The 24,189-nt window shown below is 65.5% G+C and carries 26 protein-coding genes and 1 pseudogene; 17 read left to right on the plus strand and 10 right to left on the minus strand.

Annotation, left to right across the window (positions count from 1 at the left end):
• Positions 1-76 precede the first annotated feature (76 nt).
• Positions 77-1,252 carry a PQQ-dependent sugar dehydrogenase gene (locus CH285_RS18395; protein WP_094643928.1) on the plus strand — a complete coding sequence of 392 codons (1,176 nt, stop codon included), beginning with the start codon at positions 77-79 and terminating at the stop codon, positions 1,250-1,252.
• An 11-nt stretch (positions 1,253-1,263) separates the two neighbouring features.
• A pseudogene (locus tag CH285_RS28730) lies at positions 1,264-1,386 on the plus strand (cyclase family protein); the annotation flags it as partial.
• 14 nt (positions 1,387-1,400) lie between these two features.
• Here the strand turns inward: CH285_RS28730 and CH285_RS18405 are convergent.
• From CH285_RS18405 to CH285_RS18415, 3 genes are read right to left on the minus strand one after another with little or no spacing between them, the layout of a single operon-like run.
• Positions 1,401-3,368 (minus strand): acyl-CoA dehydrogenase family protein, encoded by a 1,968-nt coding sequence (locus CH285_RS18405; protein ID WP_032365221.1) that lies wholly within the window; start codon positions 3,366-3,368, stop codon positions 1,401-1,403.
• 43 nt (positions 3,369-3,411) lie between these two features.
• Positions 3,412-3,618: a hypothetical protein gene (locus tag CH285_RS18410; protein ID WP_027498338.1), complete on the minus strand. Its 207-nt coding sequence runs from the start codon at positions 3,616-3,618 to the stop codon at positions 3,412-3,414.
• Between the two features lie 46 nt (positions 3,619-3,664).
• Positions 3,665-5,011, minus strand: coding sequence for a serine hydrolase (locus CH285_RS18415; RefSeq protein ID WP_094643929.1), 1,347 nt, complete (start codon positions 5,009-5,011; stop codon positions 3,665-3,667).
• A gap of 84 nt (positions 5,012-5,095) precedes the next feature.
• Here CH285_RS18415 and CH285_RS18420 point away from each other — a divergent pair, with 84 nt between their 5' ends.
• From CH285_RS18420 to CH285_RS18435, 4 genes are read left to right on the plus strand one after another with little or no spacing between them, the layout of a single operon-like run.
• Positions 5,096-6,382 (plus strand): adenosylmethionine--8-amino-7-oxononanoate transaminase, encoded by a 1,287-nt coding sequence (locus CH285_RS18420; RefSeq protein WP_373454743.1) that lies wholly within the window; start codon positions 5,096-5,098, stop codon positions 6,380-6,382.
• 39 nt (positions 6,383-6,421) lie between these two features.
• Positions 6,422-7,555, plus strand: a complete 1,134-nt coding sequence (locus CH285_RS18425) for an 8-amino-7-oxononanoate synthase (RefSeq protein WP_094644052.1) — start codon at positions 6,422-6,424, stop codon at positions 7,553-7,555.
• Positions 7,552-8,241, plus strand: a complete 690-nt coding sequence (gene bioD, locus CH285_RS18430) for a dethiobiotin synthase (protein ID WP_094643930.1) — start codon at positions 7,552-7,554, stop codon at positions 8,239-8,241. Before CH285_RS18425 ends, bioD begins: the two co-directional genes overlap by 4 nt.
• Positions 8,242-8,294: 53 nt before the next feature.
• Positions 8,295-8,840, plus strand: coding sequence for a hypothetical protein (locus CH285_RS18435; protein WP_094643931.1), 546 nt, complete (start codon positions 8,295-8,297; stop codon positions 8,838-8,840).
• Here CH285_RS18435 and CH285_RS18440 read toward each other — a convergent pair.
• Positions 8,837-9,343 carry a pyridoxamine 5'-phosphate oxidase family protein gene (locus CH285_RS18440; protein ID WP_032407368.1) on the minus strand — a complete coding sequence of 169 codons (507 nt, stop codon included), beginning with the start codon at positions 9,341-9,343 and terminating at the stop codon, positions 8,837-8,839. The genes CH285_RS18435 and CH285_RS18440 overlap by 4 nt on opposite strands.
• 117 nt (positions 9,344-9,460) lie before the next feature.
• Between CH285_RS18440 and hemL the strand changes: the two genes are divergently transcribed.
• From hemL to ccsB, 6 genes are read left to right on the plus strand one after another with little or no spacing between them, the layout of a single operon-like run.
• Positions 9,461-10,780, plus strand: a complete 1,320-nt coding sequence (hemL, locus tag CH285_RS18445; RefSeq protein WP_032365224.1) for a glutamate-1-semialdehyde 2,1-aminomutase — start codon at positions 9,461-9,463, stop codon at positions 10,778-10,780.
• Between the two features lie 51 nt (positions 10,781-10,831).
• On the plus strand, positions 10,832-11,494 hold the full coding sequence (locus CH285_RS18450) for a histidine phosphatase family protein (RefSeq protein ID WP_027498332.1): 663 nt from the start codon (positions 10,832-10,834) through the stop codon (positions 11,492-11,494).
• Positions 11,487-12,077, plus strand: a complete 591-nt coding sequence (locus CH285_RS18455; protein WP_027498331.1) for a TlpA disulfide reductase family protein — start codon at positions 11,487-11,489, stop codon at positions 12,075-12,077. Before CH285_RS18450 ends, CH285_RS18455 begins: the two co-directional genes overlap by 8 nt.
• Before the next feature lie 5 nt (positions 12,078-12,082).
• On the plus strand, positions 12,083-12,892 hold the full coding sequence (locus CH285_RS18460) for a cytochrome c biogenesis CcdA family protein (RefSeq protein ID WP_032369910.1): 810 nt from the start codon (positions 12,083-12,085) through the stop codon (positions 12,890-12,892).
• Positions 12,889-14,508, plus strand: a complete 1,620-nt coding sequence (gene resB, locus CH285_RS18465; protein ID WP_032407367.1) for a cytochrome c biogenesis protein ResB — start codon at positions 12,889-12,891, stop codon at positions 14,506-14,508. The genes CH285_RS18460 and resB overlap by 4 nt, the downstream gene beginning before the upstream one ends.
• 3 nt (positions 14,509-14,511) lie before the next feature.
• A complete protein-coding gene (gene ccsB, locus CH285_RS18470; RefSeq protein ID WP_032375566.1) occupies positions 14,512-15,495 on the plus strand; it encodes a c-type cytochrome biogenesis protein CcsB in 984 nt (327 codons plus the stop codon).
• 281 nt (positions 15,496-15,776) lie between these two features.
• Here ccsB and CH285_RS27550 read toward each other — a convergent pair whose 3' ends face one another.
• Positions 15,777-15,995 (minus strand): hypothetical protein, encoded by a 219-nt coding sequence (locus tag CH285_RS27550; protein ID WP_052063184.1) that lies wholly within the window; start codon positions 15,993-15,995, stop codon positions 15,777-15,779.
• Between CH285_RS27550 and CH285_RS18475 the strand changes: the two genes are divergently transcribed.
• Complete coding sequence (locus tag CH285_RS18475) at positions 15,940-17,283, plus strand: MinD/ParA family ATP-binding protein (RefSeq protein WP_373454745.1); 1,344 nt, start codon at positions 15,940-15,942, stop codon at positions 17,281-17,283. The genes CH285_RS27550 and CH285_RS18475 overlap by 56 nt on opposite strands.
• A 9-nt stretch (positions 17,284-17,292) precedes the next feature.
• On the opposite strand, the gene CH285_RS18480 is transcribed toward CH285_RS18475, so the two are convergent.
• The gene (locus tag CH285_RS18480) at positions 17,293-17,490 is read right to left on the minus strand and encodes a membrane protein (RefSeq protein ID WP_027498326.1); all 198 of its coding nucleotides are present in this window, start codon (positions 17,488-17,490) and stop codon (positions 17,293-17,295) included.
• Between the two features lie 135 nt (positions 17,491-17,625).
• Positions 17,626-17,841: a BldC family transcriptional regulator gene (locus CH285_RS18485; RefSeq protein ID WP_027498325.1), complete on the minus strand. Its 216-nt coding sequence runs from the start codon at positions 17,839-17,841 to the stop codon at positions 17,626-17,628.
• 199 nt (positions 17,842-18,040) lie between these two features.
• Here CH285_RS18485 and CH285_RS18490 point away from each other — a divergent pair, with 199 nt between their 5' ends.
• A complete protein-coding gene (locus CH285_RS18490) occupies positions 18,041-18,394 on the plus strand; it encodes a DUF4229 domain-containing protein (protein ID WP_027498324.1) in 354 nt (117 codons plus the stop codon).
• A complete protein-coding gene (locus CH285_RS18495; protein WP_032390389.1) occupies positions 18,391-19,473 on the plus strand; it encodes a PLP-dependent cysteine synthase family protein in 1,083 nt (360 codons plus the stop codon). Before CH285_RS18490 ends, CH285_RS18495 begins: the two co-directional genes overlap by 4 nt.
• A 6-nt stretch (positions 19,474-19,479) precedes the next feature.
• Here the strand turns inward: CH285_RS18495 and CH285_RS18500 are convergent, their stop codons facing one another.
• The 3 genes from CH285_RS18500 to CH285_RS18510 are packed head-to-tail and all read right to left on the minus strand — an operon-like array spanning position 19,480 to position 23,676.
• Positions 19,480-19,791 (minus strand): hypothetical protein, encoded by a 312-nt coding sequence (locus CH285_RS18500; RefSeq protein ID WP_032369908.1) that lies wholly within the window; start codon positions 19,789-19,791, stop codon positions 19,480-19,482.
• A gap of 5 nt (positions 19,792-19,796) precedes the next feature.
• Entirely contained in the window at positions 19,797-22,256 is a 2,460-nt protein-coding gene (pepN, locus tag CH285_RS18505) for an aminopeptidase N (protein ID WP_032390388.1), read from the minus strand.
• A 25-nt stretch (positions 22,257-22,281) separates the two neighbouring features.
• The gene (locus CH285_RS18510) at positions 22,282-23,676 is read right to left on the minus strand and encodes an HNH endonuclease signature motif containing protein (protein ID WP_094643932.1); all 1,395 of its coding nucleotides are present in this window, start codon (positions 23,674-23,676) and stop codon (positions 22,282-22,284) included.
• A gap of 171 nt (positions 23,677-23,847) precedes the next feature.
• On the opposite strand from CH285_RS18510, the gene CH285_RS28450 reads away from it, so the two are divergent.
• Together CH285_RS28450 and CH285_RS28455 are read left to right on the plus strand one after the other, a co-directional pair.
• Complete coding sequence (locus tag CH285_RS28450; protein ID WP_230597500.1) at positions 23,848-24,015, plus strand: hypothetical protein; 168 nt, start codon at positions 23,848-23,850, stop codon at positions 24,013-24,015.
• 22 nt (positions 24,016-24,037) lie between these two features.
• Positions 24,038-24,187: a hypothetical protein gene (locus CH285_RS28455; protein ID WP_255032526.1), complete on the plus strand. Its 150-nt coding sequence runs from the start codon at positions 24,038-24,040 to the stop codon at positions 24,185-24,187.
• Positions 24,188-24,189: the final 2 nt, after the last annotated feature.

The following is a 24,189-nucleotide window of genomic DNA, read 5'->3' on the forward strand; positions in this document are numbered from 1 at the left end:
CCATCTCCTCGGTGTGTTTATGATCGTGTGATACCGGTCATATCGGGCTGGTGGCCGATCGTCGTCAGGAGTGTGGATGAACAAGCTGGTGTCCAGTTCCGGAGTACTCGCCGCCAGCGTCTTCCTGACGCTGGCATGCTCGACGGGCGCGACGGCACAGGCCGATCCACTGCCCGACCTGACGGTCACCACCGTGCTCGACGGGCTCGCGAAACCGTGGGATGCCGTGGTTGCCCCCGACGGGACGGTGCTGACTGGCGAGCGAGCGGGGCGATTCGTCATTCGTGATGTCGGCGGTGCCACTCGCGAGCTCGAAGCGGATCTAGGCGATCTCTACGCGTCGGGCGAGACAGGCCTGATGGGCATCGCACTGGCGACGGACTTCGCCACATCGAGAACCATCTACACCTGCCAGGGCGTGCAGGGTCAGGGAACAGGTGCCGGCAGTGCGGGCACCGGTAGTGCGGGCGGGGGCACCGACAACCACATCGCCGTGGTGTCGTGGACCGTCGACTCCGCATGGACCGAGTTGACGCGCACCGGCACTCTCGTCGACGACATCCCCGTCGCCGACGGTGGTCGCCACGGCGGCTGCCGCATCTTGGCCCACCCCGACGGCACCCTGTACATCGGCACCGGCGACACCGCGTCGCCGTCGGTGCCGCAGGATCGAAACTCGTTGGGCGGCAAGGTGTTGCGCATCAACGCCGATGGCTCGGCGGCGGCCGATGCACCCGGACGTGTCTTCACGCTCGGTCATCGGAACGTACAGGGGCTCGCGATACGACCCGGCACTCAGGACATCTACGAGGTGGAGCAGGGAACCACCAGGGACGACGAACTCAACCTACTGGTCCCCGGCGGCAACTACGGCTACCGGCCGGATCGGCTGCCGTTCGTCTACGACGAGTCGGTGCCGATGACCGATCCCACCCGGGTGCCCGGGGCCCGCGCGGCGGTGTGGAGTTCGGGTAGCCCCACGATCGCGACTCCCGGCCTGACCTTCGCTAACGGCGCGGGATGGGGTTCCTGGAACGGTTCCGCAGTGGTGTCGAGTCAGCAGGGCGAGAAGCTCGTGTTCCTCAAGCTGTCCGAGGACGGCACGGACTACGTCGACGAAGCCGACGCCCTGGTGGGTACCTACGGTCGGCTGCGCTCGCTCACCAGCTTCGGAAGCGACGGAGCCTTCCTGCTGACCACCGACAACGGATCCGACGACAAGGTTCTGCTCGTCACCCCTGCTGCCGGCTGATAGGCGGCCGCGTGGAGGCACTGGCGAATCTGGAAGCCGTGCCCCCGGCAGGGGCCACGGTCGTCGTCGGCGCACCGAAGCACGCGGGCGCGACCGGTGGTCCCTGCCGGGTCTTCGCAATCTCTCCCGGCTGAACCCCGACTACGCGTCAGTGCGCGTGGCTGGGGTTCCCGGCCGGTTCTTCCTCAGTTCCCGCTCCGGGCTCGCCGAGCATCGCGGCACCGACGAGTGCCTCGGGCACGCCGAAGCCGTCGACCAGCAACTCCGCATGCGGACGCAGGGTGCGGCACCGCTCGTTGATCGCGCGAGTCACTGCCTTGGAGCGCTCGGTGGACAGGTAGCGATGCTCGATGAACCAGGCCTTGTCGTCCTCGATCACCGACAGGGCGTAGAGGTCGCAGACCTCCTCGAGCAGGTCCTTGGTGGTCTCGTCCTCACACGACTCGATACCGGCGATGAAGGCCTCGAAGATGATGCGGTCGATGTGGGCGCTCGCAGCGTGCAGAACGTGGTCCTGTACCGCGTTGAACGCGTCGAACGAACTGCTCTCCTTCGACTTCGACTGCAGACGGCGCGCGACCGTGGACAGCAGATACTCCTCACGATCCTCGAACATCTTGACCTGGGTGCCGCGGTTGAACAGCGACCCCTCCTCTTCGTTGTCCTGACGCCGATCGAGAATGGTCTGCATGATCGCCTGCGCCGCAGTGCGTTTGACGACGCGATCGCCGACCATGTCGGCTGCGAACTTGACCCACTCGACCGGGCTCATCGACTTCACGTCGTCGGCGTACGCGGTGAGCAGTTCCTTGGCCACCAACTGCGTGAGCACGTGGTTGTCGCCCTCGAAGGTGGTGAACACATCGGTGTCGGCCTTGAGTGAGATCAGCCGGTTCTCGGCCAGGTAGCCAGCGCCGCCACATGCCTCGCGTGCTTCCTGGATCGCGGCAGTGGCGTGCCAGGTGTTGGCGGCTTTGAGGCCGGCGGCACGCGACTCGAGCTCGCGCTGCTCCTCGGCATCCGGGTTGTCCGCAGTCTGCAGCTCGTGCATCTTCGACACCAGCTCGTTCTGCGCGAACTGCAGAGCGTACGACTTGGCGATGAGCGGGAAGAGTCGACGCTGATGCACCAGGTAGTCCATGATCAGCACTTCCTGATCGGAACCGGGTGCAGCGAACTGCCTGCGCTGCAACGCATATCGCGTCGCGATGTCGAGGGCGACACGAGCTGCGGCCGCAGCGCTGCCACCGACGGTGACGCGCCCGCGGATCAACGTGCCGAGCATCGTGAAGAACCGCCTGGACGGATTCTCGATAGGGGAGGTGTACGTGCCGTCGGCAGAGACGTCGGCGTACTTGTTGAGCAGGTTGTCCCGCGGAATGCGGACATGGTCGAACATCAGTCGGCCGTTGTCCACGCCGGGGAGTCCGCCCTTGTACTGACAATCCGAGGTCGTCACGCCGGGGAGGTCGTCGCCGTTCTCGTCCCGCAGCGGTACGAAGAAGCAGTGCACACCGTGGCCCTCGGGCTCCTCGCCCGGCCCTGCGGTGATCAGCTGCGCGAAGACGGCAGCGACGGTCGCGGTCTCGGCGGCACCACCGATGTAGTCCTTGCGGGAGGACGGAGTGGGTGAGTTGATCACGAACTCGTCGGTCTTCGGGTCGTACGTCGCCGTCGTCTCGAGGGACTGCACGTCACTGCCGTGTCCGGTCTCCGTCATCGCGAAGCAACCCAGCAACTCGAGGTTGATGATCTTCGGTACGTACGCCTCGTGGTGACGCTCGGTACCCAGATTCTCGATGGCACCGCCGAACAGTCCCCACTGGACCCCGGCCTTGACCATCAACGACAGGTCGCTCATCGCGAGCATTTCGATCATCGTCACCGCGGCACCGACGTCTCCGGTACCGCCGTGTTCCTTCTTGAATCCGTTGTCGGCAGCCCCGGCCGCGGCGAGAAGCTTGAGCTGCTCGAGCGCCTTGGTGCGGGCGATGACGGTGTTCGGTGTGTAATGCGGGCGGAACTCGTCGCGCGCGAGTTGCTTGCGCGCCTCGTTCTTCACATCACGCCAGCGGCCGTCCAGAGTGTTCCGAAGGTGATCCGTTGTGGTTGCCATACTCGACGGTAACCTTTTGCCGCGGCCCGTGAGGCCCGGAACTTCAGACCGGCCAGACGAATTCTCGGAACACGGCCCGGAAGGTCCGCCAGAAGCCGGATCTGCCGTAGGGACCGTCGTGGAACAGCGACGCGCAGTTGTCCTCCATGGCCCTGGTCACCAGGGGACTGAAGTCGGTGAACTCGCAGACCAGGAACTCTTTGAAGCCCGTCGGCCACGCCTGCTGAGCCGGTTCGTGTTGTGCCTCCACGGGCACGAGTGTAATCCAGCGGTAACACCGGTGTTACAAATCCCACTCACTTCAACAGAGCGAAAGCTTCCTGCGCAACCAGGAACGCGTAGCTGGACGGGATCAGGTCGATGGCACCGTCTGCCCGGAACTGCTCGGTGACGATCCAGTCCTGCCCCGAGGCGTCGGTTGTCAGGAACGCCGCGGCGAGGTCGCCAGGAGCGTTTCCGCCTTTGAAGCCGGAGTACGGCCACCGAGCGGGATCGAGCTGCACACCCGGGGTGATGGCCAGGATCCGACGGTTCTCCTTCGCCGACGGGCCGGTCGCCAGGTAGCCCACGGCCGCACACACGTCCTGCGCGTTGGCGAACCACTCCACGCCGTCGGCCGATGCCGGGTTGTCGAGAAAATTCTCGAAGTCGATGTCCAGCGGCCGGGAATCGGCTTGCTCGAGGAGCTGCTCGCGAGCGTCGGCGTCCGCGTCCGCCCATTCGGAACGAAGGTTCGGATTCCCGAACCCGATGACGAAGAACTGTCGGGTGTCCATCATCGGCGTCATCGCCGCGGGATCGTGATGGCCCATCGTGGCGAGCTGAGCCTCGACGCGGTCCCGACCGAGGCGTTCCATCAGCAGGTCCGTGGCGGTGTTGTCGGACAGCGAGATCATCTTTTCCGCGGCCTCGCGCACCGACACCGTCGTGCCGTCGCGGCGGTTCTGCAGCTCACCCGATGGCGCACTCTTGTTCTCGTCGCGGATGGTGAGCTGCTCGTCCCATCGCACGCTGCCTGCCTCGATCTCGTCGGTCAGCGCACCGAGAACGTACAGCTTGAACACCGATCCCAGCGGAAGCATCGCGTCGGCATTGACCGAGTACACCGACTCGCACTCACCGCCGTTCAGACGAGACGCGCTGTAGGAGTAATTCGGAGCCACCTTCGACAGGGCGGCATCGAGCTCGTCGAAGGACGAGATCGTCGGAGTTTCCGGACTGGCCAGAATGCCGTCGAGCGTGCCGTCGGCACCGAGGGAGGTGGTGATCGTGGCCGGAATGCCGGCGGTGGTGAAGCGAAGAACGGCGCTGTCCGGTCCGGCCTCGAAACCCGTCGCCACGTTCGGCGCCCCGGCGCGCAACTGCTCGAGAGGGGTGACGAGCCCGCCCATCGGCTCGAGTGCTGCCGCCAGCTCCGCGCCGGTGACGGCGTCCACCGCCGCCGGATCCGGGGCGGCGTCGGCGTTGATCCACTGCAGAATTCGGTCGTTGATCGCGCCCAGCGGCGTCGAGGTGTCGATCGCGAACGCCGGTGCCGTGGTGATCGTGGGCGTCGGCGTTTCCGACGGTCCCCCGCAGGCGGACAGCGTCAGAGTTACGGCCACGACCACCCCTGCCAGTCTCGTCACGGTGCGCGTCGTCATGTCGCAATGCTAAAGGATTCGGACATTTCGCCACCCGCCCAGTCTCGGTACGGCCGGTCGGGTGCTGTGGCAGTGTGCTCTGGCGTGCTGACTTCAGACGACGTCCGTCGAATAGATACCGAGCATCTCTGGCATCCCTACAGCGGGTTTCCGTCGACGACGACACCGTTGGTCGTCGACAGCGCTTCCGGGGTTCGACTGACGTTGGCCGACGGCCGCCAACTCGTCGACGGCATGAGTTCGTGGTGGGCGGCGGTGCACGGCTACCGGCATCCGGTGCTGGACGCGGCAGCGCGAGACCAGCTCGACCGCATGAGTCACGTGATGTTCGGAGGCCTCACTCATGCGCCGGCGGCGCGATTGGCGGAGCTGCTGGTCTCGATCACGCCGGCCGGGCTGGACAAGGTGTTCCTCGCAGATTCCGGGTCCGTGTCCGTCGAAGTCGCGGTGAAGATTGCATTGCAGTACTGGCGTGGGCGGGGTGAGAGCGGGCGTATGAAGTTGCTGACGTGGCGGGGCGGCTATCACGGGGACACGTTCGCGCCGATGAGTGTCTGCGATCCGGACGGCGGGATGCACAGGTTGTGGACCGGTGTGCTGGCGCAGCAGGTGTTCGCGCCCGCGCCACCCGCCGCGTCCGATGCGGCGGGTATCGCCGCCTACGTCGCCGAGTTCGAGCAGGTGCTCGCGGCGCATGCGAACGATGTGGCCGCGATCATCGTCGAGCCGATCGTGCAGGGTGCCGGCGGAATGCGCTTCCACGACGCACGTCTGCTGGTCGAACTGCGCCAACTCGCGGACGAGTACGGCGTGCTGTTGATCTTCGACGAGATCGCCACCGGGTTCGGCCGCACCGGTGAGCTGTTCGCCGCCGATCACGCGGGCATCGCACCCGACATCATGTGTGTCGGCAAAGCGTTGACCGGCGGCTACATGACGCTGGCGGCGACGCTGTGCACCACCGACGTGGCCGAGGCGGTGTCGAGCAGTGAGGCGGGCGGTCTGATGCACGGGCCCACGTTCATGGGCAATCCACTGGCCTGCGCGATCGCGGTGGCGTCGGTGGAGCTGCTGCTCTCGCGCGACTGGCGCGCCGAGGTCGCCGCCGTCGCAGACGTGCTGACCGAACGGCTCGAGCCGGCCCGGTCGCTCCCGGGCGTGGCCGACGTGCGCGTGCTCGGCGGAATCGGGGTGATCGAACTGACCGGCGCGGTCGACATGGCACGTGCGACGGCCGTCGCCGTGGACGCAGGTGTCTGGCTGCGGCCGTTCGGCAGGTTGGTCTATGCGATGCCGCCGTATGTCTGTACCGATGCCGATGTGGCAGCCATCGCCGATGCCATGGTGGCGGTGGCGCGCGACCATACTTGAACGACCATACTTGAACACTGTTCAAGTATGGTGGTGGACATGAGTGCACTCGATTGGCTCGACGCCGCCGCATACGACCGTCGCGCGGCCGGGCTCGAGCGCGTCGTCCACGCTCGCAGTCCCGAGGATTCGACACTCGACCTGGCGTCGAACGACTACCTCGGCCTGTCTCGTCATCCGCACGTCGTCGACGCGGCCTGCGCGGCCACGCGTCGGTGGGGCACCGGGTCCACCGGATCTCGATTGGTCACCGGCACGACCACCGCCCACGAACAGCTCGAGCAGGACCTTGCCGACTTCGTCGGTGCCGAGACCGGACTGGTCTTCTCGTCCGGCTACACCGCCAATCTCGGAGTCGTCACCGCGCTCGCCGACCGCGACTCCGTCGTGATCTCGGACGCCGCGTCGCACGCGTCGTTGATCGATGCCTGCCGTCTGTCTCGGGCGCGGGTGGCCGTGGCGCGGCATCGCGACGTCGAGCACGTCGAGCAGTTGCTCCGCGAACGAACGGAACCCCGCGCGCTCGTGGTGACCGACTCGATCTTCAGCGCCGACGGCGATCTCGCGCCGCTGCACGAGCTGTACGCGGCGTGCCGGAGATGGAACGCGGTGCTGATCGTCGACGAAGCCCACGGGCTGGGCGTCCGAGGTGACGGTGGGCGCGGTGCCGTCCACGACGCCGGTGTGGCGGGACTGCCGGACCTGGTGATCACCGCGACGCTGTCCAAGGCGCTCGGATCGCAGGGCGGGGTGGTGCTCGGGCCGTCGTCGGTACGGCACCAGGTACTGCACAGTGCGCGCAGCTTCGTCTTCGATACCGCGCTCGCCCCGGCCGCGGTCGGCGCGGCATCGGCAGCGCTGGCGGTGCTGCGCAGCGAACCCGATCGGGTCGCCGCGATCGGTCGGCGGGCAGGGCAATTGGCGGTGGCCGCCGGTGTTTCGCCGACGGCGTCGGCGGTGGTTCCGGTAGTACTCGGCGACGCAGTGCGTGCCGTCCGCGCGGCCGGGGAGTGTCTGAACCTGGGCGTGCGCGTCGGGTGCTTTCGGCCGCCGTCGGTTCCCGCGAACGCATCTCGGCTGCGTTTGACCGCGCGCGCCGACCTCAGCGACACCGATATCGACCGTGCCACGTCCGTTCTCTCGACGGTGTTGCGTGCGGCGGTATCGGGATGACGGTTCTTCTCGTCACCGGAACGTCGACCGGCGTCGGCAAGACCGTGGTGACCGCGGCGCTCGCGGCCGCAACCCGGGCACATGGACGGACGGTGGCGGTGTGCAAACCGGCGCAGACCGGAGTCGGTGACGACGGCCTGGACGAGTCGGATATGGATGTGGTGGAACGTCTTTCGGGAGTCCGCGGAATCGAGCTGGCGCGGTACCCCGAGCCACTCGCGCCCGACGTCGCAGCACGCCGTTCGGGTCGGTCGATGCTCGAACTCGACTACGTCGTCGACGCGGTGCGAGGGCTCGACGAGGCCCACGATCTCGTCGTGGTCGAGGGTGCGGGCGGGGTAGCGGTGCGCCTGGGTGCCGGCGGGTTCACCGCACTCGATGTCGCCGGCGCCGTCGGCGCATCGGTCCTGATCGTGGCAGGGGCAGAGCTGGGGACGCTCAACCACAGCGCGCTGACCGTCGCCGCGGTGCGCGCAGCGGGTGTGACATGTGCGGGCCTGGTGATCGGATCGTGGCCGGCCGAACCCGATCTGGCGGCGCGGGTCAACGTGGAGGAGTTGCCGCTCGTGACGGGCGTCGAGCTGCTGGCATGTGTGCCGAACGGGGCCGCCGCGCTGGACGCACAGGACTTCGGTGCGCTCGCCTGGACGATGTTCGGCGAGTTTGCCGGCTCATTACTCGGGTAACCGTCTCGGAACGTCTGCCACTTCGGCAGTCGGAACAGATCGGGAGTTCCATCATGAGCACCGCAGTGTGGATCATCGTTGCAGTAGTAGTCGTAGTGCTGGTCGTTGCCGTCGCCCTGGTTGTGGCACGCAAGGGCAAAGAGCGAAAGAGGCTGGAAGCGAACCACCTTCGCGAGAAGGCGGCCGATCAAGCGACCGTCGTCGAGGAGCGTGAACTGCAGGCCCGTGAGAGCGAGGCCAAGGCACGTCGCGCCCAGGCGGAGGCGGACGTCAAAGCTGCCGAGGCAGAGAAACTTGCTCAGCAGGCCCAATCTCACCAGGGAGTCGCGGCGGCATCACGCGACGAAGTGAACTCACAGTTCGAGCGCGCGAACCACATCGATCCGGATGTGAAGGGCGACCGCAAGGTGACCGGTGACCACAACGTCGGCCGCGACGCGGGCGCGGATCGGGACTTCGGTGCGCAGCACAACGCGACTGTCGATCGGAACGCGAGTGCCGATCGGAACGCGAGTACCGACCGGTCCGAGGCAGGACAGCATGGCGTGACCGGTAATCCGGACTTGCCCCCGACGGCAGCCCGGCACGAGCGGAACTAGCTCGTCGAGGTATTGGGCAGTTGGAGTTCGACCACGTCGTTCTCGCCTAGGTTCGGACGCTCATGGGTGACCTTCGCCTTGGCGTAGGCCAGCAGGGTCGACACCTTCGAGCCCGGGGTGGACCAGTACTCGGCACCTTCGGCGGCCACGTGGATCAGAGCGACCTCACGTGAATCGGGGTTCTTCTCGAACCACGCGGCCGCCCGAGAATTCCACAGCTCCTCCGCCTTGGCCTTGTTCTCGACGACCGCAGCAGTACCGGACAGCGACACCCAGCCCTGACCGGATTGGAACGAGACGTTGACCGTCGGGTCGGCGGCGATGTCGCGTACCTTTCTGGAGTCCTGCGCTGCGAAAAACCACAGGTCCCCGTCGAACTCCGCCTCCTGCAGTGCCATCGGACGCGAGAGGAGGTGGCCGTCCCGGCCCACGGTGGTGAACATGCACAGTCCGGCTTCGGACATCAATTCGGCGACCTTGGTGACGCCATCGGTGTTTGTCATCGAAAGTAAATACCCGGGGCGGGGGTCTTCAATCGCCGAAACCAGGCCGACTCCCTGTTTCGGCGATTATTACGCCCTGTAGTTGGTGATTTCGCAGAACCTGGGACACTGGAAGTCGTGACTGTTCCTGACGGCAACGACGCCCCCGTATCGGCCCAACTCTTCGCCCGCGCGAGCACAGTGATTCCAGGTGGCGTCAACTCTCCGGTGCGTGCGTTCGCATCGGTCGGCGGCACTCCACGCTTCATCACGCAGGCCAGCGGATACACGATGACCGACGCGGACGGGAAGTCCTACGTCGACCTCATCTCGTCCTGGGGTCCGATGATCCACGGACACGCCCATCCGGCGATCGTCGAGGCAGTCCAGAAGGCGGCCGCAACCGGACTGTCGTTCGGCGCACCCACCGAGCGCGAAATCGAACTCGCCGAGGAAATCGTGCGCCGCGTCGGCCCCGTCGACCAGGTTCGCCTTGTGAATTCGGGCACAGAGGCCACGATGAGCGCGGTGCGTCTGGCGCGCGGCTTCACCGGCCGCACCAAGATCCTCAAATTCTCCGGCTGCTACCACGGCCACGTCGACGCCCTGCTGGCCGACGCGGGCTCGGGACTGGCCACCTTCGGACTGCCGACGTCACCCGGAGTGACCGGCGCTCAGGCATCGGACACCATCGTCGTTCCCTACAACGACCTCGACGCCGTCACCGCCGCGTTCGACGCCAATCCCGGCGAGATCGCGTGCATCATCACCGAAGCGGCCGCGGGCAACATGGGCGCGATCCCGCCGGTCACCGGCTTCAACGAGGGACTACGCCGACTCGCGACCGAGCGCGGCGCATTGCTGATCATGGACGAGGTGATGACCGGATTCCGTGTCAGCGCCGCAGGCTGGTACGGCATCGACGGTGTCGCCGGCGACCTCTACACCTTCGGCAAGGTCATGTCCGGCGGGCTGCCGGCCGCAGCATTCGGTGGCCGCGCGGACGTCATGGCCTACCTCGCACCGGCCGGGCCGGTGTACCAGGCGGGCACCCTCAGCGGAAACCCCGTCGCCGTCGCTGCCGGCCTGACGAGCCTGCAACTGGCCGACGCCGCCGTCTACGAGAAGCTGCAGACCAACTCACAGCGACTCGGAACACTGCTCGGCGATGCTCTCACCGCCGAAGGCGTCCACCACCACGTGCAGTTCGCGGGCACTATGGTGAGTGTGTTCTTCGCCGATGGACCCGTCACCGACTACGCGCAGGCCAAGGCTGCCCAGACGTGGCGCTACCCGGCGTTCTTCCACGCGTTCCTCTCTCGCGGGGTGTACCCGCCGCCGAGCGCATTCGAGGCATGGTTCGTCTCGGCTGCGCTCGACGACCGAGCTTTCGAGATCATCGCCGACGCGGCCCCGGCCGCTGCGAAGGCTGCGGCAGCCGCTGTAGCACCACTGTGACGTCCACTCAGAAGTGATCACCACCCGACTAGCGAGAAACAGGACCCCGACGTGACCGAGGCCCCCGCAACACACCCGCACTCGACGACGCGCACCATCGTGCACGTCCTCCGGCACGGCGAGGTGCACAACCCCAAGGGCATCCTCTACGGGCGGTTGCCCGGCTTCAAGCTGTCGGTCACCGGCCAGTCCCAGGCCAAGGCCGTCGCAGATGCGCTCGCCGGTCACGACATCACCCACGTCGTCGCGTCGCCGTTGCAACGCGCCCAGGAGACTGCTGCCCCGATCGCGGCAGCCCACGGCCTGACGGTGTCCGAGGACGAGAATCTCATCGAGGCGGGTAACGAGTTCGAGGGGCTGCGCGTTGCCGTCGGCGACGGAGCCCTGCGTAGGCCTCGGCACTGGTGGAAGCTGCGCGACCCGTTCACCCCGTCCTGGGGCGAGCCGTATCTGCAGATCGCGCACCGCATGCTCGCCGCCGTCAACGCGGCCAGAGTCGCAGCCGTCGGGCACGAGGCCGTCTGCGTGAGCCACCAACTCCCGGTCTGGACGCTGCGCCGGTTCCTCCAGGGCGACCGGCTCTGGCACGACCCGCGCAATCGCCAGTGTGGACTCGCGTCGCTGACGTCACTGGTCTACGAGGGCGATCAGCTCGTCGATCTCGTCTACTCCGAGCCAGCAGGAGCATCCGACCCGAGGATCACCGGTGCGTAGGTTACTACTCGCGGTTGCCGCTGTGGCCCTCGTCGCCGGCTGTTCGACCGGCACCGACGCGGTTGCTCAGGGCGGAACCTTCCAGTTCGTCTCGCCCGGCGGAAAGACCGAAATCTTCTACGATCCGCCGTCCGACCGCGGCGCACTCGGCGAACTCTCCGGACCCGACCTGATGACCGAAGGCAAGACGACCTCGTTGTCGGACTACGAGGGTGACGTCGTCGTCCTCAACGTCTGGGGTCAGTGGTGCGGACCGTGCCGCGGAGAAGCGGACGACCTCGAGAAGGTCTACGAGGCCACCAAAGCCTCCGGCGTCGAATTCCTCGGCATCAACGTGCGCGACGAATCACAGACCGCAGCACAGGATTTCGTCGTCAGCAACAACGTCACGTACTCCTCGATCTACGACCCGCCGATGCGCACCCTGACCGCGCTCGGTGGCGTTCCGACCTCTGTCATTCCGACGACCATCGTGCTCGATCGACAGCACCGCGTGGCCGCAGTGTTCCTGCGTGAACTGCTCGTCGAGGACCTGCAGCCCGTCGTCGAGCGCGTGGCAGCCGAGGAGCCTGTGCAGCCGTGAGCGAGATGTACCTAGCCGGCGTCGGCGCGAGTTTCCAGGAAGCTGCGGCCTCCGGGCCGCTGCTGCTGGCCCTCGGAGCCTGCGTCCTGGCCGGGCTCGTCTCCTTCGCATCACCGTGCGTCGTACCGCTGGTTCCGGGATATCTGTCGTACCTCGCCGGGGTCGTCGGAGCCGACGCACCGGCGGTCAGCGCCGACGAAGCGGCCGTCAAGACGAAGGTGCGCAGCGGTCGGCTGCGCGTCGCGGGAGCCGCGGGGCTGTTCGTCCTCGGATTCACCGTGGTGTTCGTTCTCGCCACCGCGTCGGTGTTCGGCGCAATTTCGGTGCTGGCGATCAACCGCGAACTGCTCATGCGAATCGGCGGCGTCGTCACCATCGCCATGGGCCTGGTGTTCGTCGGACTGATTCCCGCGCTGCAGCGCGATGTGCGGTTCGAGCCGAAGCAGATCGGCTCCCTCGCCGGAGCGCCCTTGCTCGGGGGAGTGTTCGCACTCGGCTGGACCCCGTGCCTCGGGCCCACCCTCGCCGGCGTCATCTCGCTCGCCGCAGGCACCGACGGTGCCACGGCTGCCCGCGGAGTCACCCTCATCGTGGCGTACTGCCTCGGTCTTGGATTGCCGTTCGTGATCCTCGCGTTCGGATCGGTCAGCGCACTGCGAGGCGTCGGCTGGCTACGTACACACGCACGACAGATACAGGTGTTCGGCGGAATCATGTTGATAGCGGTAGGAATTGCACTGGTCACCGGTGCCTGGGATCAATTCGTCGGCTGGGTGCGCGACGCCTTCGTCTCCGATGTGGTGTTGCCGATATGACCGCCGAGACCGAGGAGCGGACAGAAGCGTCGCCGCCGCACAAGCAATCCGTACTCGGTAAGGCCGTGGCCGTGGTGCGCAACACCTGGCGCGGGCTCACCAGTATGCGGACCGCGCTGGTGCTGCTGTTCCTGCTGGCCTTCGCCGCCGTGCCCGGAGCCCTGGTACCGCAACGCAGCCTCAACGCGGGCAAGGTCGACCAATACATCGCCGACCGTCCGACACTCGGCCCCATCATGGACAAGCTCGAACTGTTCGACGTGTTCGGCAGCTTCTGGTTCACCGCGATCTACGCACTACTGTTCGTCTCCCTGATCGGCTGCATCCTGCCGCGGTGCATCGAGCACGCAAAACAGTTGCGTACCAAGCCCGTTCGTGCGCCGCGGAACCTCTCGCGCCTGCCGCACCACACCCGGTACGACGTCGACGGCGCACCCGAGGAGATCGCAGCCCAGGTTCGTACTCAGCTGCGTGGGTGGCGCGTCGCGCAACGGTCCGAGGGCAGTGGGGCAGTGACGCTCTCGGCGGAGAAGGGCTACGTTCGCGAACTCGGCAACCTCGTGTTCCACCTCTCGCTCGTCGGACTGTTGGCCGCGATCGCCATGGGCAAGCTGCTCGGCTACGAGGGAAACCGCATCGTCATCGCCGACGACGGCCCCGGATTCTGTACCTCCACGCCTGCCAACTACGACTCGTTCCGGGCGGGCAACCTCGTCGACGGCACCGACCTCGAGCCGTTGTGCTTGCGCGTCAAGGACTTCCAGGCGGACTACCTCGACAACGGCCAGGCGGAAATGTTCACCTCGAACATCCAATACCAGGCCGGCGAAGACCTGGCGAACAACGACTGGCAGGACGACCGACTGCAGGTCAATCACCCGCTGCGGGTCGCAGGCGACCGCGTCTACCTGCAGGGCCACGGCTACGCGCCCACGTTCACGGTGACGTTCCCGAACGGCGAGACCCGCACCGACACCATCCAGTGGCAGCCGACGGACGCCACCACATTCCTCTCCAGCGGGGTACTTCGAGTCGACCCACCCGGTGGCCTCTACCCCGACGCGCTGGACCGGCGTAAGAACCAGATCGCCATCGAAGGACTGTTCGCCCCGACGGCGTCGTTCCACGGCAGTCTGCTGTCGTCGAGCTTCCCGGCGATGAACGACCCCGCCGTCGCCATCGACATCTACAAAGGCGACACCGGACTCGACACCGGACTCCCGCAATCCATCTTCTCGCTCGACCAGGAAATGATCGCCCAGGGCAGGCTCGTCAAGCAGGACCGCGTCAACCTCATGCCCGGGGAATCGGCCACACTCAGCGACGGCACCGTTGTCAGATTCGACGGGGCGAAGGAATTCGTCAACCTGCAGGTCTCGCACGACCCGGCTCAGACCTGGGTCCTGGTGTTCGCGCTGACGATGATGGGCGGACTGCTCGTCTCACTGGTGATCAAACGTCGCAGAATCTGGGTCCGACTCACCGCCGACGGCGACTCACGACGTACTGTAGTAGAACTCGGCGGACTTGCACGCACCGATCAGGCGGGGTGGGGCGAAGAGTTCGACCGCCTGTGCACCCGCCTGCTCGGCGACACCTCGAAACAGGAGAACTGACCGATGCCGATCAACGAGACACTCTCGCAGTACAGCGACTGGTCGTTCGAATCAGCCTTCACCATTTACGTGCTCGCATTCGTCCTGCTCATCGCCCAGTACGCCTCCGCCAAGGCGACGGCCGCTCAGGCCAAGGAACTCGTCGGTGCCGGAGCCCCCGTGACCGCGTCGTCGGTGGCTGCGTCCTCCGGCCCGGGACGCGTCATCGAGGCACCCAAGCGCCCGCTGTCCGAACGCCTTGCAGGTATGGGCTTCGCGCTGCTCGCACCGGCCCTCGTCCTACACATCGCCTCGGTCGTGCTCCGCGGATTCGCCACCCACCGATTCCCGCTGGGCAACATGTACGAGTTCGTCACCATGGCAACCGCTGCCGCAGCACTGACCTCCGTGGTGGTGCTGCGCAAGAAGACGATGCGCCCGATGCTGGTGTTCGTCCTCGCACCCATCATCGTGCTGATGTTCTTCGCCGCCACCAAGCTCTACGCCGATGCCGCACCCGTCGTCCCGGCACTGCGCTCCTACTGGCTGCCCATCCACGTCACCATCGTCAGCGTCGGCAGCGGCATCCTGCTGGTCTCCGGTGTCGCGAGCCTGCTGTTCCTGCTGCGCATCAAACAGCCCCTCGGCGAGGAAAGCGTGGGATTCTGGGGCCGCTTCGCCTCCAAGCTCCCTGACGCCCAAGCCCTCGACCGACTCGCCTACAAGACGACCATCGTCGCCTTCCCGCTGTTCGGAGCCGGCGTCATCCTCGGCGCGATCTGGGCCGAGGCCGCATGGGGACGTTTCTGGGGCTGGGACCCCAAAGAAACGATGTCCTTCATCACGTGGATCATCTACGCCGCTTACTTGCACGCCCGCGCCACCTCCGGCTGGCGAAACACCCGCGCCGCGTGGATCAACGTCGGTGGATTCACTGCCATGCTGTTCAACCTCTTCATCATCAACATGGTCGTCTCCGGTCTGCACAGCTACGCAGGACTGAACTGACCTCTGCGCGTTCCACACGCTCCGCTGCCGACGTGCAGCTGGTAGCGTCCGATCCGGCTCGATGGGGGAGACATCCGAGCCGGCACTCGACGCGGGACGCACACTGGGGGGAAATCGGTCATGGCCGATCGGCACGGAAACAATTGGCAACCCGTCCGACCGATGGACGACGACGAACCCCCGAACACGCCGGAGCCGGTGGTGACCGAGACCCCGGTTGTCGGGTCTGCCGAGGTTGGGGAAGTTTCGGGGGTTGCGGGGTCTGCTGAGACTGCGGGGCCTTATCGGGTTGTGGGGGAGTCTCGGGTTGTGGGGGAGCGTGAACCGTTCCGATCCACCCCCATCGCCATGCCGCCCGCGGATGCCCCGAGCCCGACTCCTGTTGTCGCGGCAATGTCGACTCCACCCGTCGAGGTGACGCCACCGACCGACGAGATGCCGACGATGCCCGAAGCATCGGGTCCACCGGTTGTGCCACCGGTTTCGTCCGACACTGCCATGCCCCTTGGTCCGCCGACTCGGCCCACGGGCGAGCCGCAGCCGCCTGGGCAACAGGGTCAGCACCCTGTCCAGCCGCAGAACGGGGTGGTGTTGACCCCGAATGCTGTTGTGCCCCAGCAATATTGGCAGCCGAACAACGAGTGGGCAGCCCAGAATCAGTGGCAGGCCCAGAACGGCTGGCCGACGCATGGGCATGGGCAGGGGTATGGGCAGGGTCAGGGGTATGGGCAGTGGGCTCCGCAACCCGGTTCGTGGCCGCAACCGATGGTGCCCGGCCATGTTCCTGCTGTGGTTCCCGTCGCGGCTGCTGTCGTTCAGCCGAATCATCGACCGCCGTCGCAGCCGATGTCGGCGGCCGACCTCGGCGATTCGTTGCTCATCAGGTCTGCAACTGTCGCCCCGGTGGCCGGGTGGCGTCGTGCGCTGTATCTGGTGTCCGGTGGTCGGATCGATGTGGGGAACAGTCCGGCGCAACAGCGACGCCTCGAATTGACCGCGCAGGTCGATCGACCATTGGTGGGGTGCTACCGCGTCGCGGTGCTCTCGTTGAAGGGTGGGGTCGGAAAGACGACGACAACGGCCACGTTGGGCTCGACGTTCGCAGACATCCGCGGTGACCGCGTGATTGCGATCGACGCGAACCCCGACCGCGGAACGCTGGGGCAGAAAGTACCGTCGGAAACGACGGCGACGGTCCGAAATCTGTTGCGAGACATGGATTCCTTGGAGCGCTACAGCGACGTTCGGGCCTACACCTCACAGAACGTCCATCGGCTGGAGGTGCTGGCCTCCGATTCGGACCCGGCGGCGTCCGAGGCATTCAGCGGTGACGACTACGACCGAACGGTGACACTGCTCGAGAAGTTCTACAGCATCGTCATCACCGACTGCGGCACCGGATTGATGCATTCGGCGATGGAAAGCATTCTCAAGGGCGCGGACACTCTGGTCGTCGTCAGCTCAGGGTCTGTGGACGGGGCGCGGAGCGCGTCGGCGACATTGGATTGGCTGGATGCTCATGGCTATCGAGAATTGGTGGCCACGTCGGTGGCGGTGGTCAACGCGGTAAGACCGAGGGCGGGAAAAGTCGACTTGCAAAAGGTGGTCGAACATTTCGAGCAGCGATGCGCTCAGGTTCGGACGATTCCGTTCGACCCGCATCTGGAGGAGGGGGCTGAGATCGAACTGGGCAGGCTTCGTGGACGCACGCGAAAGGCACTCCTCGAAGTAGCTGCGGCGGTGGCAGCAGGCTTTCCGGCCTCGCCCACTACTTCTCGCCGCAGCTGACCGGAAACTTTATTCGCCGACTTCAGTGCCGGCGTCGGTCCCGTCCTTGCCTCCGCGACGAGCGTCCCGGTTGATTTTCCAGAGAAATTCCGGATCGTCATCGGGCCCGACAGTCCGCGGGGGTTCAGGTTGCGTGCTGGGTCCGAATGCCTTCCACAGCAGCACAATCACTGCCACCAAACCGATCAACGCCAATAGATAGATCACGACGCACCTCCTACTACGAGGGTAGCCGTCATGCAACGACCTCCGCACCCGTCGAGCGTCGAAGATTCCTGAGAATGTTCGATGAGTTCGTACGGGTGCGGAGGTCGTTGCCGAAACTGCGCCGAATGGCCTGTCTCAGTGCTGTACGCCGGCTTCGGTCGTCAGAGAAGTCAGCAGCTGCATGACCTCGGTTTCGCGGAAGCGACGGTGTCCGCCGGGAGTGCGGAGCGATCCAAGACGTCCGGCGTGCGCCCAGCGAGTCACGGTCTTGGGGTCGACGTGAAAAAGCGCTGCTACCTGACCCGGTGTGAGAAGTGAGTCCTGAGCTTTGTGGAACGTGGGTGCGCTCATCTGTCGTGTCCTCCTACGGTGCGGTTCTGTGCATTTGCGTCGAACCGGAGATATCGGTCTGCGGTGTTGTGAGCCCCATGGTTGCACTCGGACCCCTAGGTACTCGACTGATACAAGGTTGGTAAAGGGGAGGTAATGGACAAATCGGTCACGCCAGGGGTGGGTGGGAAGCCCTGGCGTGACCGGTAACCTTGAGCTCGTGAGCGATGCGACGAATGCCGACCGAAGCGACCCGACCAGCGGAAACCCCACGCCCGGCCGTTCTGCGAAGAAGTCCCTTGCCGTCAATCTCGCCGTGTACACGTTTGCGCGTCTGGCGCTCGTCATCGTCATCGCCGCGATCATCATCGGTGTCGGTTTACTCTTCGGCATCGAGGTTCCGATCCTCGTCGCGGCGATCTTCGGCGTCCTCATCTCGCTGCCGTTGTCCCTGCTTCTGTTCAAGCAGATGCGCATCCGCGTCAACGAATCCATAGCTGCAGTCGACGAACACCGACGCACCGCTCGCGCGGACCTGCAGTCCAAGCTGCGCGGTGAAGACGGCCGCAAGTGACCGCATCGGTGGACCGCTCCGGCTCGCGTGAGTGGGTCGACAACGCAGTCCGGTTGATCGAAGCCGATTCTCAGCGCAGTGCCGACACTCACCTGCTGAGCTATCCGCTGCCTGCTGCATGGGGAATCTCGCTCTACCTCAAGGACGAATCCACCCACATCACCGGCAGCCTCAAACACCGGCTGGCGCGATCGCTGTTCCTGTACGCGATCTGCAACGGCTGGGTCACCGAGAGAACCACGGTCGTCGAGGCGTCGTCCGGCTCCACGGCGGTCAGTGAGGCATATTTCGCCGGCCTGCTGGGACTGAAATTCGTCGCAGTCATGCCCAGAAGTACAAGTCCCGCCAAGATCGCCCTCATCGAATCGCACGGTGGGCGCTGCCACTTCGTCGACCACCCGGGTGAGATGTACACCGAGGCGCACCGGCTCGCAGCCGAACCCGATTGCCACTACATGGACCAGTTCACCCACGCCGAACGGGCCACCGATTGGCGAGGGAACAACAACATCGCCGAGTCCATCTACGATCAGCTCCGGCTCGAGAAGTGTCCCATCCCCGATTGGGTGGTTGTCGGCGCGGGAACAGGCGGAACGAGCGCCACCATCGGTCGCTACATCCGATACCGAAGGCATGCAACGCGTTTGGCCGTCGTGGACCCCGAGAACTCGGCATTCATCGGAGGCTACGAGACCGGTGACGCGGGTTTCGAGACCGGCAAGTCCTCACGTATCGAAGGCATCGGGCGACCGCGGGTGGAACCGTCCTTCGTCGGCCAAGTGATCGATCGAATGATCGCGGTGCCCGACGCTGCGTCGGTGGCGGCCGCGAGATTCACTTCGGCTGCGATCGGTAAACGAGTGGGAGGATCCACCGGCACCAACATCTGGGGTGCCTTCGGATTGATCTCCGAGATGATTGCCGCGGGACGCACCGGCAGTGTGGTGACGTTGTTGTGCGACGGCGGAGACCGTTACTCGCAAACCTATTTCGACGACACCTGGGTCGCGGGCCAGGGGATGGATCTCGACGAACCGACCGCCGCGCTCGAGCAGTTCATCCGTACCGGGGTGTTCTGAGCAGATCTACCAGGTCACGACCATCGACGTCACCGCAGTGACAGCGGCGACCGTCCCGACGGCCGGCCACGCACCGATCTTCTTCGCGAGCGGATGCGACGCACCGAACGCCACGAGGTACGTCCCGAGCAGTGCGCCGGCACGAGCCGAGCCCGAGGATTTCTGCCATTGCGTGGTGCAGGCGACGCCGACTGCAGCGAGCACTGCTCCGCCGAGTTGGCGATTGTGCGACCGGCGAGCAACAGCGAAGCCGCCGAGCAAGCCGCCTGCGGCGAGAGCGGACGTGGCGAACGAACGTCGAGCATCATGGTCGGACATGATCGTCACCCTAGCCGAGCCTGCACGCGCAAACTCCGGGCCAGGTGATCTCTCTGCTCGATCACCAAGCGCCGCAACGCAGCCGGTGCCCACTCGTGCTCGGCGAGCCACACGTCTGCACTGTCGGTCGACGATCGCTGAGGAAAGAGGCGAACAACTATCCTCCGTGCGATCTCGATGCTGCGTGAGGTCCACAACGAGGAGATGGACTCGAAATACCGGTCCTCGTACGGTTGAGTGAGGTCCGGTCGGTGACCCGCCCCGAACCCGGTGATGAAGGCGTCGAGAACATCGTTGGACACGTCGTCGCGCTCGGTGATGGAAGTCCACGCGCTCGCTTTGACTGTGGCGTCAGGGATCGCCGTCGCCGCCGCGGTGTGGGCAGTGCGCCCCGAAAGTGTGTCGTCCGAACCGAGTTCGGCATCCAGCTCTGCGATAGTTGCGTGTCCGGTGGCGGCGAGTGCCAGCCAGAATGCCCAGCGCTGATCGGGGTCCAGCCTCAGCCCAGCAATGGTCGCGGTGCCATCGAGCAGGGAGCGTAGATCGTCGGCCAGGAAGTCGTCGAGTTGCGCAGCCGATGCGACCGCCCGCGCCCACACCAACTGCGCGTCGCTTCCGGGTTCGCTCGACTGCAGCTGCCGCCACGACGCTTCCAGCCAATGCCGGGTGGGCTCGTCCCGTCGGTCTTCGGGGAGGTAGTGCGCGAGTGTGTACGCCACGTTGGCGGTGACTGCGGAGAGCAACCCGATCTTGGGTTCGGTCGGTGCGAATCTGGTTGCGATGTCCAGGTATTCGATCGCAGAGAGCTCCGCGTCCCGGATGGAGTTCCACAGTGCCGACCACACCAGCCCTCGTGCAAGGGGATCGACGATGCGATCGAGGGAGGTCCGCACTGTGGCGGTGGAGCGCTCGTCGAATCGGATCTTGGCGTAGGTCAGATCGTCGTCGTTGAGCAGAACCAGTGCAGAATCGGGGAAGTCGACGGGCGTTCGCGAGTCGGTGATGTCGAGTTCGTAGCGGTGGGTCCTTGTGAGATTTCCGGCCTCGTCCGGATCGTAGAGCCCGACCGCGATGCGGTGCGGACGCGGATCCGTCTGCTCGACGGCGTCGCCGGTATAAGTCAGGGTGGACACGCCGGTGGTCTGCAGCCACGCGCCCGCCCAGGTCTCGAGGTCTCGCCCGCTGGCGGTGGACATCTCGCTCAAGAGATCCGTCAGGGTCGTATTACCGAAGGCATGCGTGCGAAAGTAGTTGCGGGACGCAGCGAAAAAGGCGTCGGCACCGACGAACGCCCCCAACTGCTTGAGCACGCTCGCGCCCTTGGCGTAGGTGATGCCGTCGAAGTTGAGCTTGGCTGCCTCGAGGTCGGTGATGTCGGCGACGATCGGGTGAGTGGTGGGAAGCTGGTCCTGCAAATAGGCCCACGCCTTTCGGCGGTTCGCGAAACTGACCCAGGCATCGGTGAACCGGGTGGCTTCGGCCGACGCGTACGCACCCATGTAGTCGGCGAACGACTCCTTGAGCCACAGATCGTCCCACCATTGCATCGTGACGAGGTCGCCGAACCACATGTGCGCCATCTCGTGCAGAATCGTGTTCGCCCGAGCCTCGTACTGGGCTTCGGTTGCTGCCGAACGGAATACGTACGATTCGGTGAACGTGACGAGCCCGGGGTTCTCCATCGCACCGAGGTTGTATTCGGGGACGAAAATCTGGTCGTACTTACCGAACGGGTACGGATAGTCGAACTTGTCATGGAAGAAGTCCAGGCCACGCTCGGTGATGTCGAAGATGTCCTCGGCATCGAAATACTCGGCGAGGGATGCGCGGCAGTACGCGCCGAGCGGGACAGTCAGATCGCCTCGAGTCCAGGACGATTCGACACCGTGGTACGGGCCGGCCGCAACCGCGGTGATGTACGTCGATATGGGCAGAGTCGGGGCGAACGTGGTGACTGTGCCGTCGGTGACTCCCGCGCGGTTGGACAGGACCGTCCATGCCGGGGGCGCTGTGACCCTCAGCGTGAACGAGGCCTTCAGGTCGGGTTGCTCGAAATTCGCGAACACCCGTCGAGCATCGGCAGGTTCGTACTGGGTGTACAGGTAGACGTTGTCGTCGACGGGGTCGACGAAGCGGTGGAGTCCTTCACCCGACCTGCTGTACCGCCCGCGTGCACGTATCCGAACGACGTTGTGGTCGGCGAGTCCGACCAGTTGAATGCGAGCTCCGTCGTAATCGACCTGCGCATCGGTGCCGTTGACGGTGACCTCGTCCACGGACGCACCGATGAAATCGACCCATGTCGCCGCAGTCGTGGCATCGAACTCGATGGTCGTCACCGACTCGAAGGTGTCGACGTCCGTGTCCTCGGCGCGCAGGAGGTTCAGATCGACGAGATACTTCACCCCGTCTATGTGGCGCGATCGCCTGCGAGTTTCGGTTCGGGTCAGATTCGCGGTGCTCACCGAACCAACCCTAGGTGATTGTTTTTCACAGGGCGGGTGGGGTGAAGTAGTGACGTCCGAGTGGATCGACGATATGTAGCACTCCATCCGGAAGCAGTTCGGTGCGCCAAAGTTTGCGCGTTTTGAGGTTGTGGTGGAGCCGACAGCGCGGACCGATGTTCGTGAGGATGGTCCAGCCGCCCTTCTCGGGGCGGTGTCGGTCGAATTCGACGATGTGGTCGAGGTCGCATCGTTCCGAGGGCACGTTGCAGCCAGGATGCAGGCAGTACGGGTTCTCGGCTCGAACCTTCGCCGCGAGAGCTCGACTGGGCGTATAGCTCAGCGCGCCTGGCGGCGGGAGTTTCATGCCCCCATGGCCGTCGGGGTACAAGGCGTGGATCCCGATGGGGTCGTCCCCGACGGTGGCACGCCACCGTTCGATCAGCGTTCCCCCACCCGGCCGCGATCGGGTAGCTCTGGTATTCACAGAGCCGGGCGTGGGAAGCCTGGGTGGCGGTGCGTCCGGTGGGATCGTGTTCGGTGATTGGCTCGTCGGCGGCTCGTCCCCCGGTGCAGCGGAAGTGGAACTGCCGCTGCGTGTTCCGTCGGTTGCGGCGCAGTCGGTGTCCGATGGTTCGTTGTCCGCTGTGTCCGGATCATCGTGCTCGGGGGCCCTGTCGCCGTCGCGCGGCGTCAGGCATGTCGCGCACTCGCACAGCAGTGTCTCCCCGCGCATCAAGGCGGTCTGAGCGTCGGCCCGTCGTTGGTCGTCCGACCGCGGATCCTCCGGGTGCAGGCGTATGACCTCGGCGTCGATCCGCGCAAGTTGTTCGTCGGCTTCGCCGTCGGTCATCAGTGTGGTCAGGCTCGACAGTCCTCGTGCCCGGCGACGAAGGCGGATTCGCTTCTCGGTGCGTGCGGCACGCTTGCGTACCGCACGGTCCCAGTCGGCGTCGGCCTCGATGAGCAGTCGATCGATTTCGCGGCCCAGAGCTCCCGGTGCCATCTCCCGGGCGGCCTTGAGAATCTCGGTCTCCAGGGCAACGGCCGTCTCCGGACGGGCATGAAGTAGATGATCGTGGATCGTTCTGACTCGCTCCAGATCGAGGGCACCGTCGATGAAGCCCTGACGCACGAGAGGGCGCAGTTGACGCCACATCTGCACCTTGTTGTTGATGGCGGCAAACGTGGACGACAGAGCCGCCGCCAGTTCACAGACTGCCGAGTTGAACAGATCTTTCTCGGTGACCCCGGTGTCCCACGGTGACGCGCCGGCCGTTCGGCTGCGGACATACTCGTCCAGCAGAGCAAGTTCCGAAGCGACGGCAGCGTTGATCGTCCGTCGCGCTTTCAGAACGTCGGCGAGCGGAGAATGGTCCCCCGTCACCCACGCCGCTTTCCGTAGCCCCATGTCACCCCCCAGCGACTGAAGATCGAACACGTATTCGATCCACTGCGGCAAGTGTAGAACAGGGCACCGACACCTTCTTCGGCGCTGATGGAAGGGGCCCCGGGCAGCGAAGTCCGGTCTGCCGTCTCAGTGACGTTCCCGTCGGCCTGTGTCACGGCTACGCTCGCCGACACGTGCGGGGCGATTTGTAAGGCGGACACGATGAACACATTTCAGAAGTCGGCGGCAGGGTTCAACAAGGTCTTCATGGTCGTGATGAAGGCACCGGTGCTCGACGGGGTGCTCGGACGCTCGATGGGCATTTTGACCTACACCGGCCGGAAGTCCGGCAAGAGGATCATTGCCGGTTGCGATCAGCCGGAAGGGTGAGCACCTGAAGGTCAGGGTGGCGATGTCGGACAAGAAGAACTGGTGGCGAAATTTCGTGGACGGCGGCGGTCGTGTCGATGTCGACCTCGGCGGTGTCCGGTACTCCGGGCTCGCGACGGCGACCCGTGACGACCGTGGGCGGGTCTCTGTCGATATCGCTGTGGACCACTGACT

The sequence above is a fragment of the Rhodococcus sp. 05-2256-B1 genome (assembly GCF_002258465.1).
Taxonomy (GTDB): Bacteria; Actinomycetota; Actinomycetes; order Mycobacteriales; family Mycobacteriaceae; genus Rhodococcoides; species Rhodococcoides fascians.

What these genes read in the sequence shown, in the direction of transcription:
- CH285_RS18395 (WP_094643928.1), top strand. Translation starts at nt 77, where the DNA reads ATGAACAAGCTGGTGTCCAGTTCCGGAGTACTCGCCGCCAGCGTCTTC.
- CH285_RS18405 (WP_032365221.1), bottom strand. Translation starts at nt 3,368, where the DNA reads ATGGCAACCACAACGGATCACCTTCGGAACACTCTGGACGGCCGCTGG.
- CH285_RS18415 (WP_094643929.1), bottom strand. Translation starts at nt 5,011, where the DNA reads ATGACGACGCGCACCGTGACGAGACTGGCAGGGGTGGTCGTGGCCGTA.
- CH285_RS18425 (WP_094644052.1), top strand. Translation starts at nt 6,422, where the DNA reads ATGAGTGCACTCGATTGGCTCGACGCCGCCGCATACGACCGTCGCGCG.
- bioD (WP_094643930.1), top strand. Translation starts at nt 7,552, where the DNA reads ATGACGGTTCTTCTCGTCACCGGAACGTCGACCGGCGTCGGCAAGACC.
- CH285_RS18435 (WP_094643931.1), top strand. Translation starts at nt 8,295, where the DNA reads ATGAGCACCGCAGTGTGGATCATCGTTGCAGTAGTAGTCGTAGTGCTG.
- CH285_RS18440 (WP_032407368.1), bottom strand. Translation starts at nt 9,343, where the DNA reads ATGACAAACACCGATGGCGTCACCAAGGTCGCCGAATTGATGTCCGAA.
- CH285_RS18460 (WP_032369910.1), top strand. Translation starts at nt 12,083, where the DNA reads ATGTACCTAGCCGGCGTCGGCGCGAGTTTCCAGGAAGCTGCGGCCTCC.
- resB (WP_032407367.1), top strand. Translation starts at nt 12,889, where the DNA reads ATGACCGCCGAGACCGAGGAGCGGACAGAAGCGTCGCCGCCGCACAAG.
- ccsB (WP_032375566.1), top strand. Translation starts at nt 14,512, where the DNA reads ATGCCGATCAACGAGACACTCTCGCAGTACAGCGACTGGTCGTTCGAA.
- CH285_RS18475 (WP_373454745.1), top strand. Translation starts at nt 15,940, where the DNA reads ATGCCCGAAGCATCGGGTCCACCGGTTGTGCCACCGGTTTCGTCCGAC.
- CH285_RS27550 (WP_052063184.1), bottom strand. Translation starts at nt 15,995, where the DNA reads ATGGCAGTGTCGGACGAAACCGGTGGCACAACCGGTGGACCCGATGCT.
- CH285_RS18485 (WP_027498325.1), bottom strand. Translation starts at nt 17,841, where the DNA reads ATGAGCGCACCCACGTTCCACAAAGCTCAGGACTCACTTCTCACACCG.
- CH285_RS18500 (WP_032369908.1), bottom strand. Translation starts at nt 19,791, where the DNA reads ATGTCCGACCATGATGCTCGACGTTCGTTCGCCACGTCCGCTCTCGCC.
- CH285_RS28450 (WP_230597500.1), top strand. Translation starts at nt 23,848, where the DNA reads ATGAACACATTTCAGAAGTCGGCGGCAGGGTTCAACAAGGTCTTCATG.
- CH285_RS28455 (WP_255032526.1), top strand. Translation starts at nt 24,038, where the DNA reads ATGTCGGACAAGAAGAACTGGTGGCGAAATTTCGTGGACGGCGGCGGT.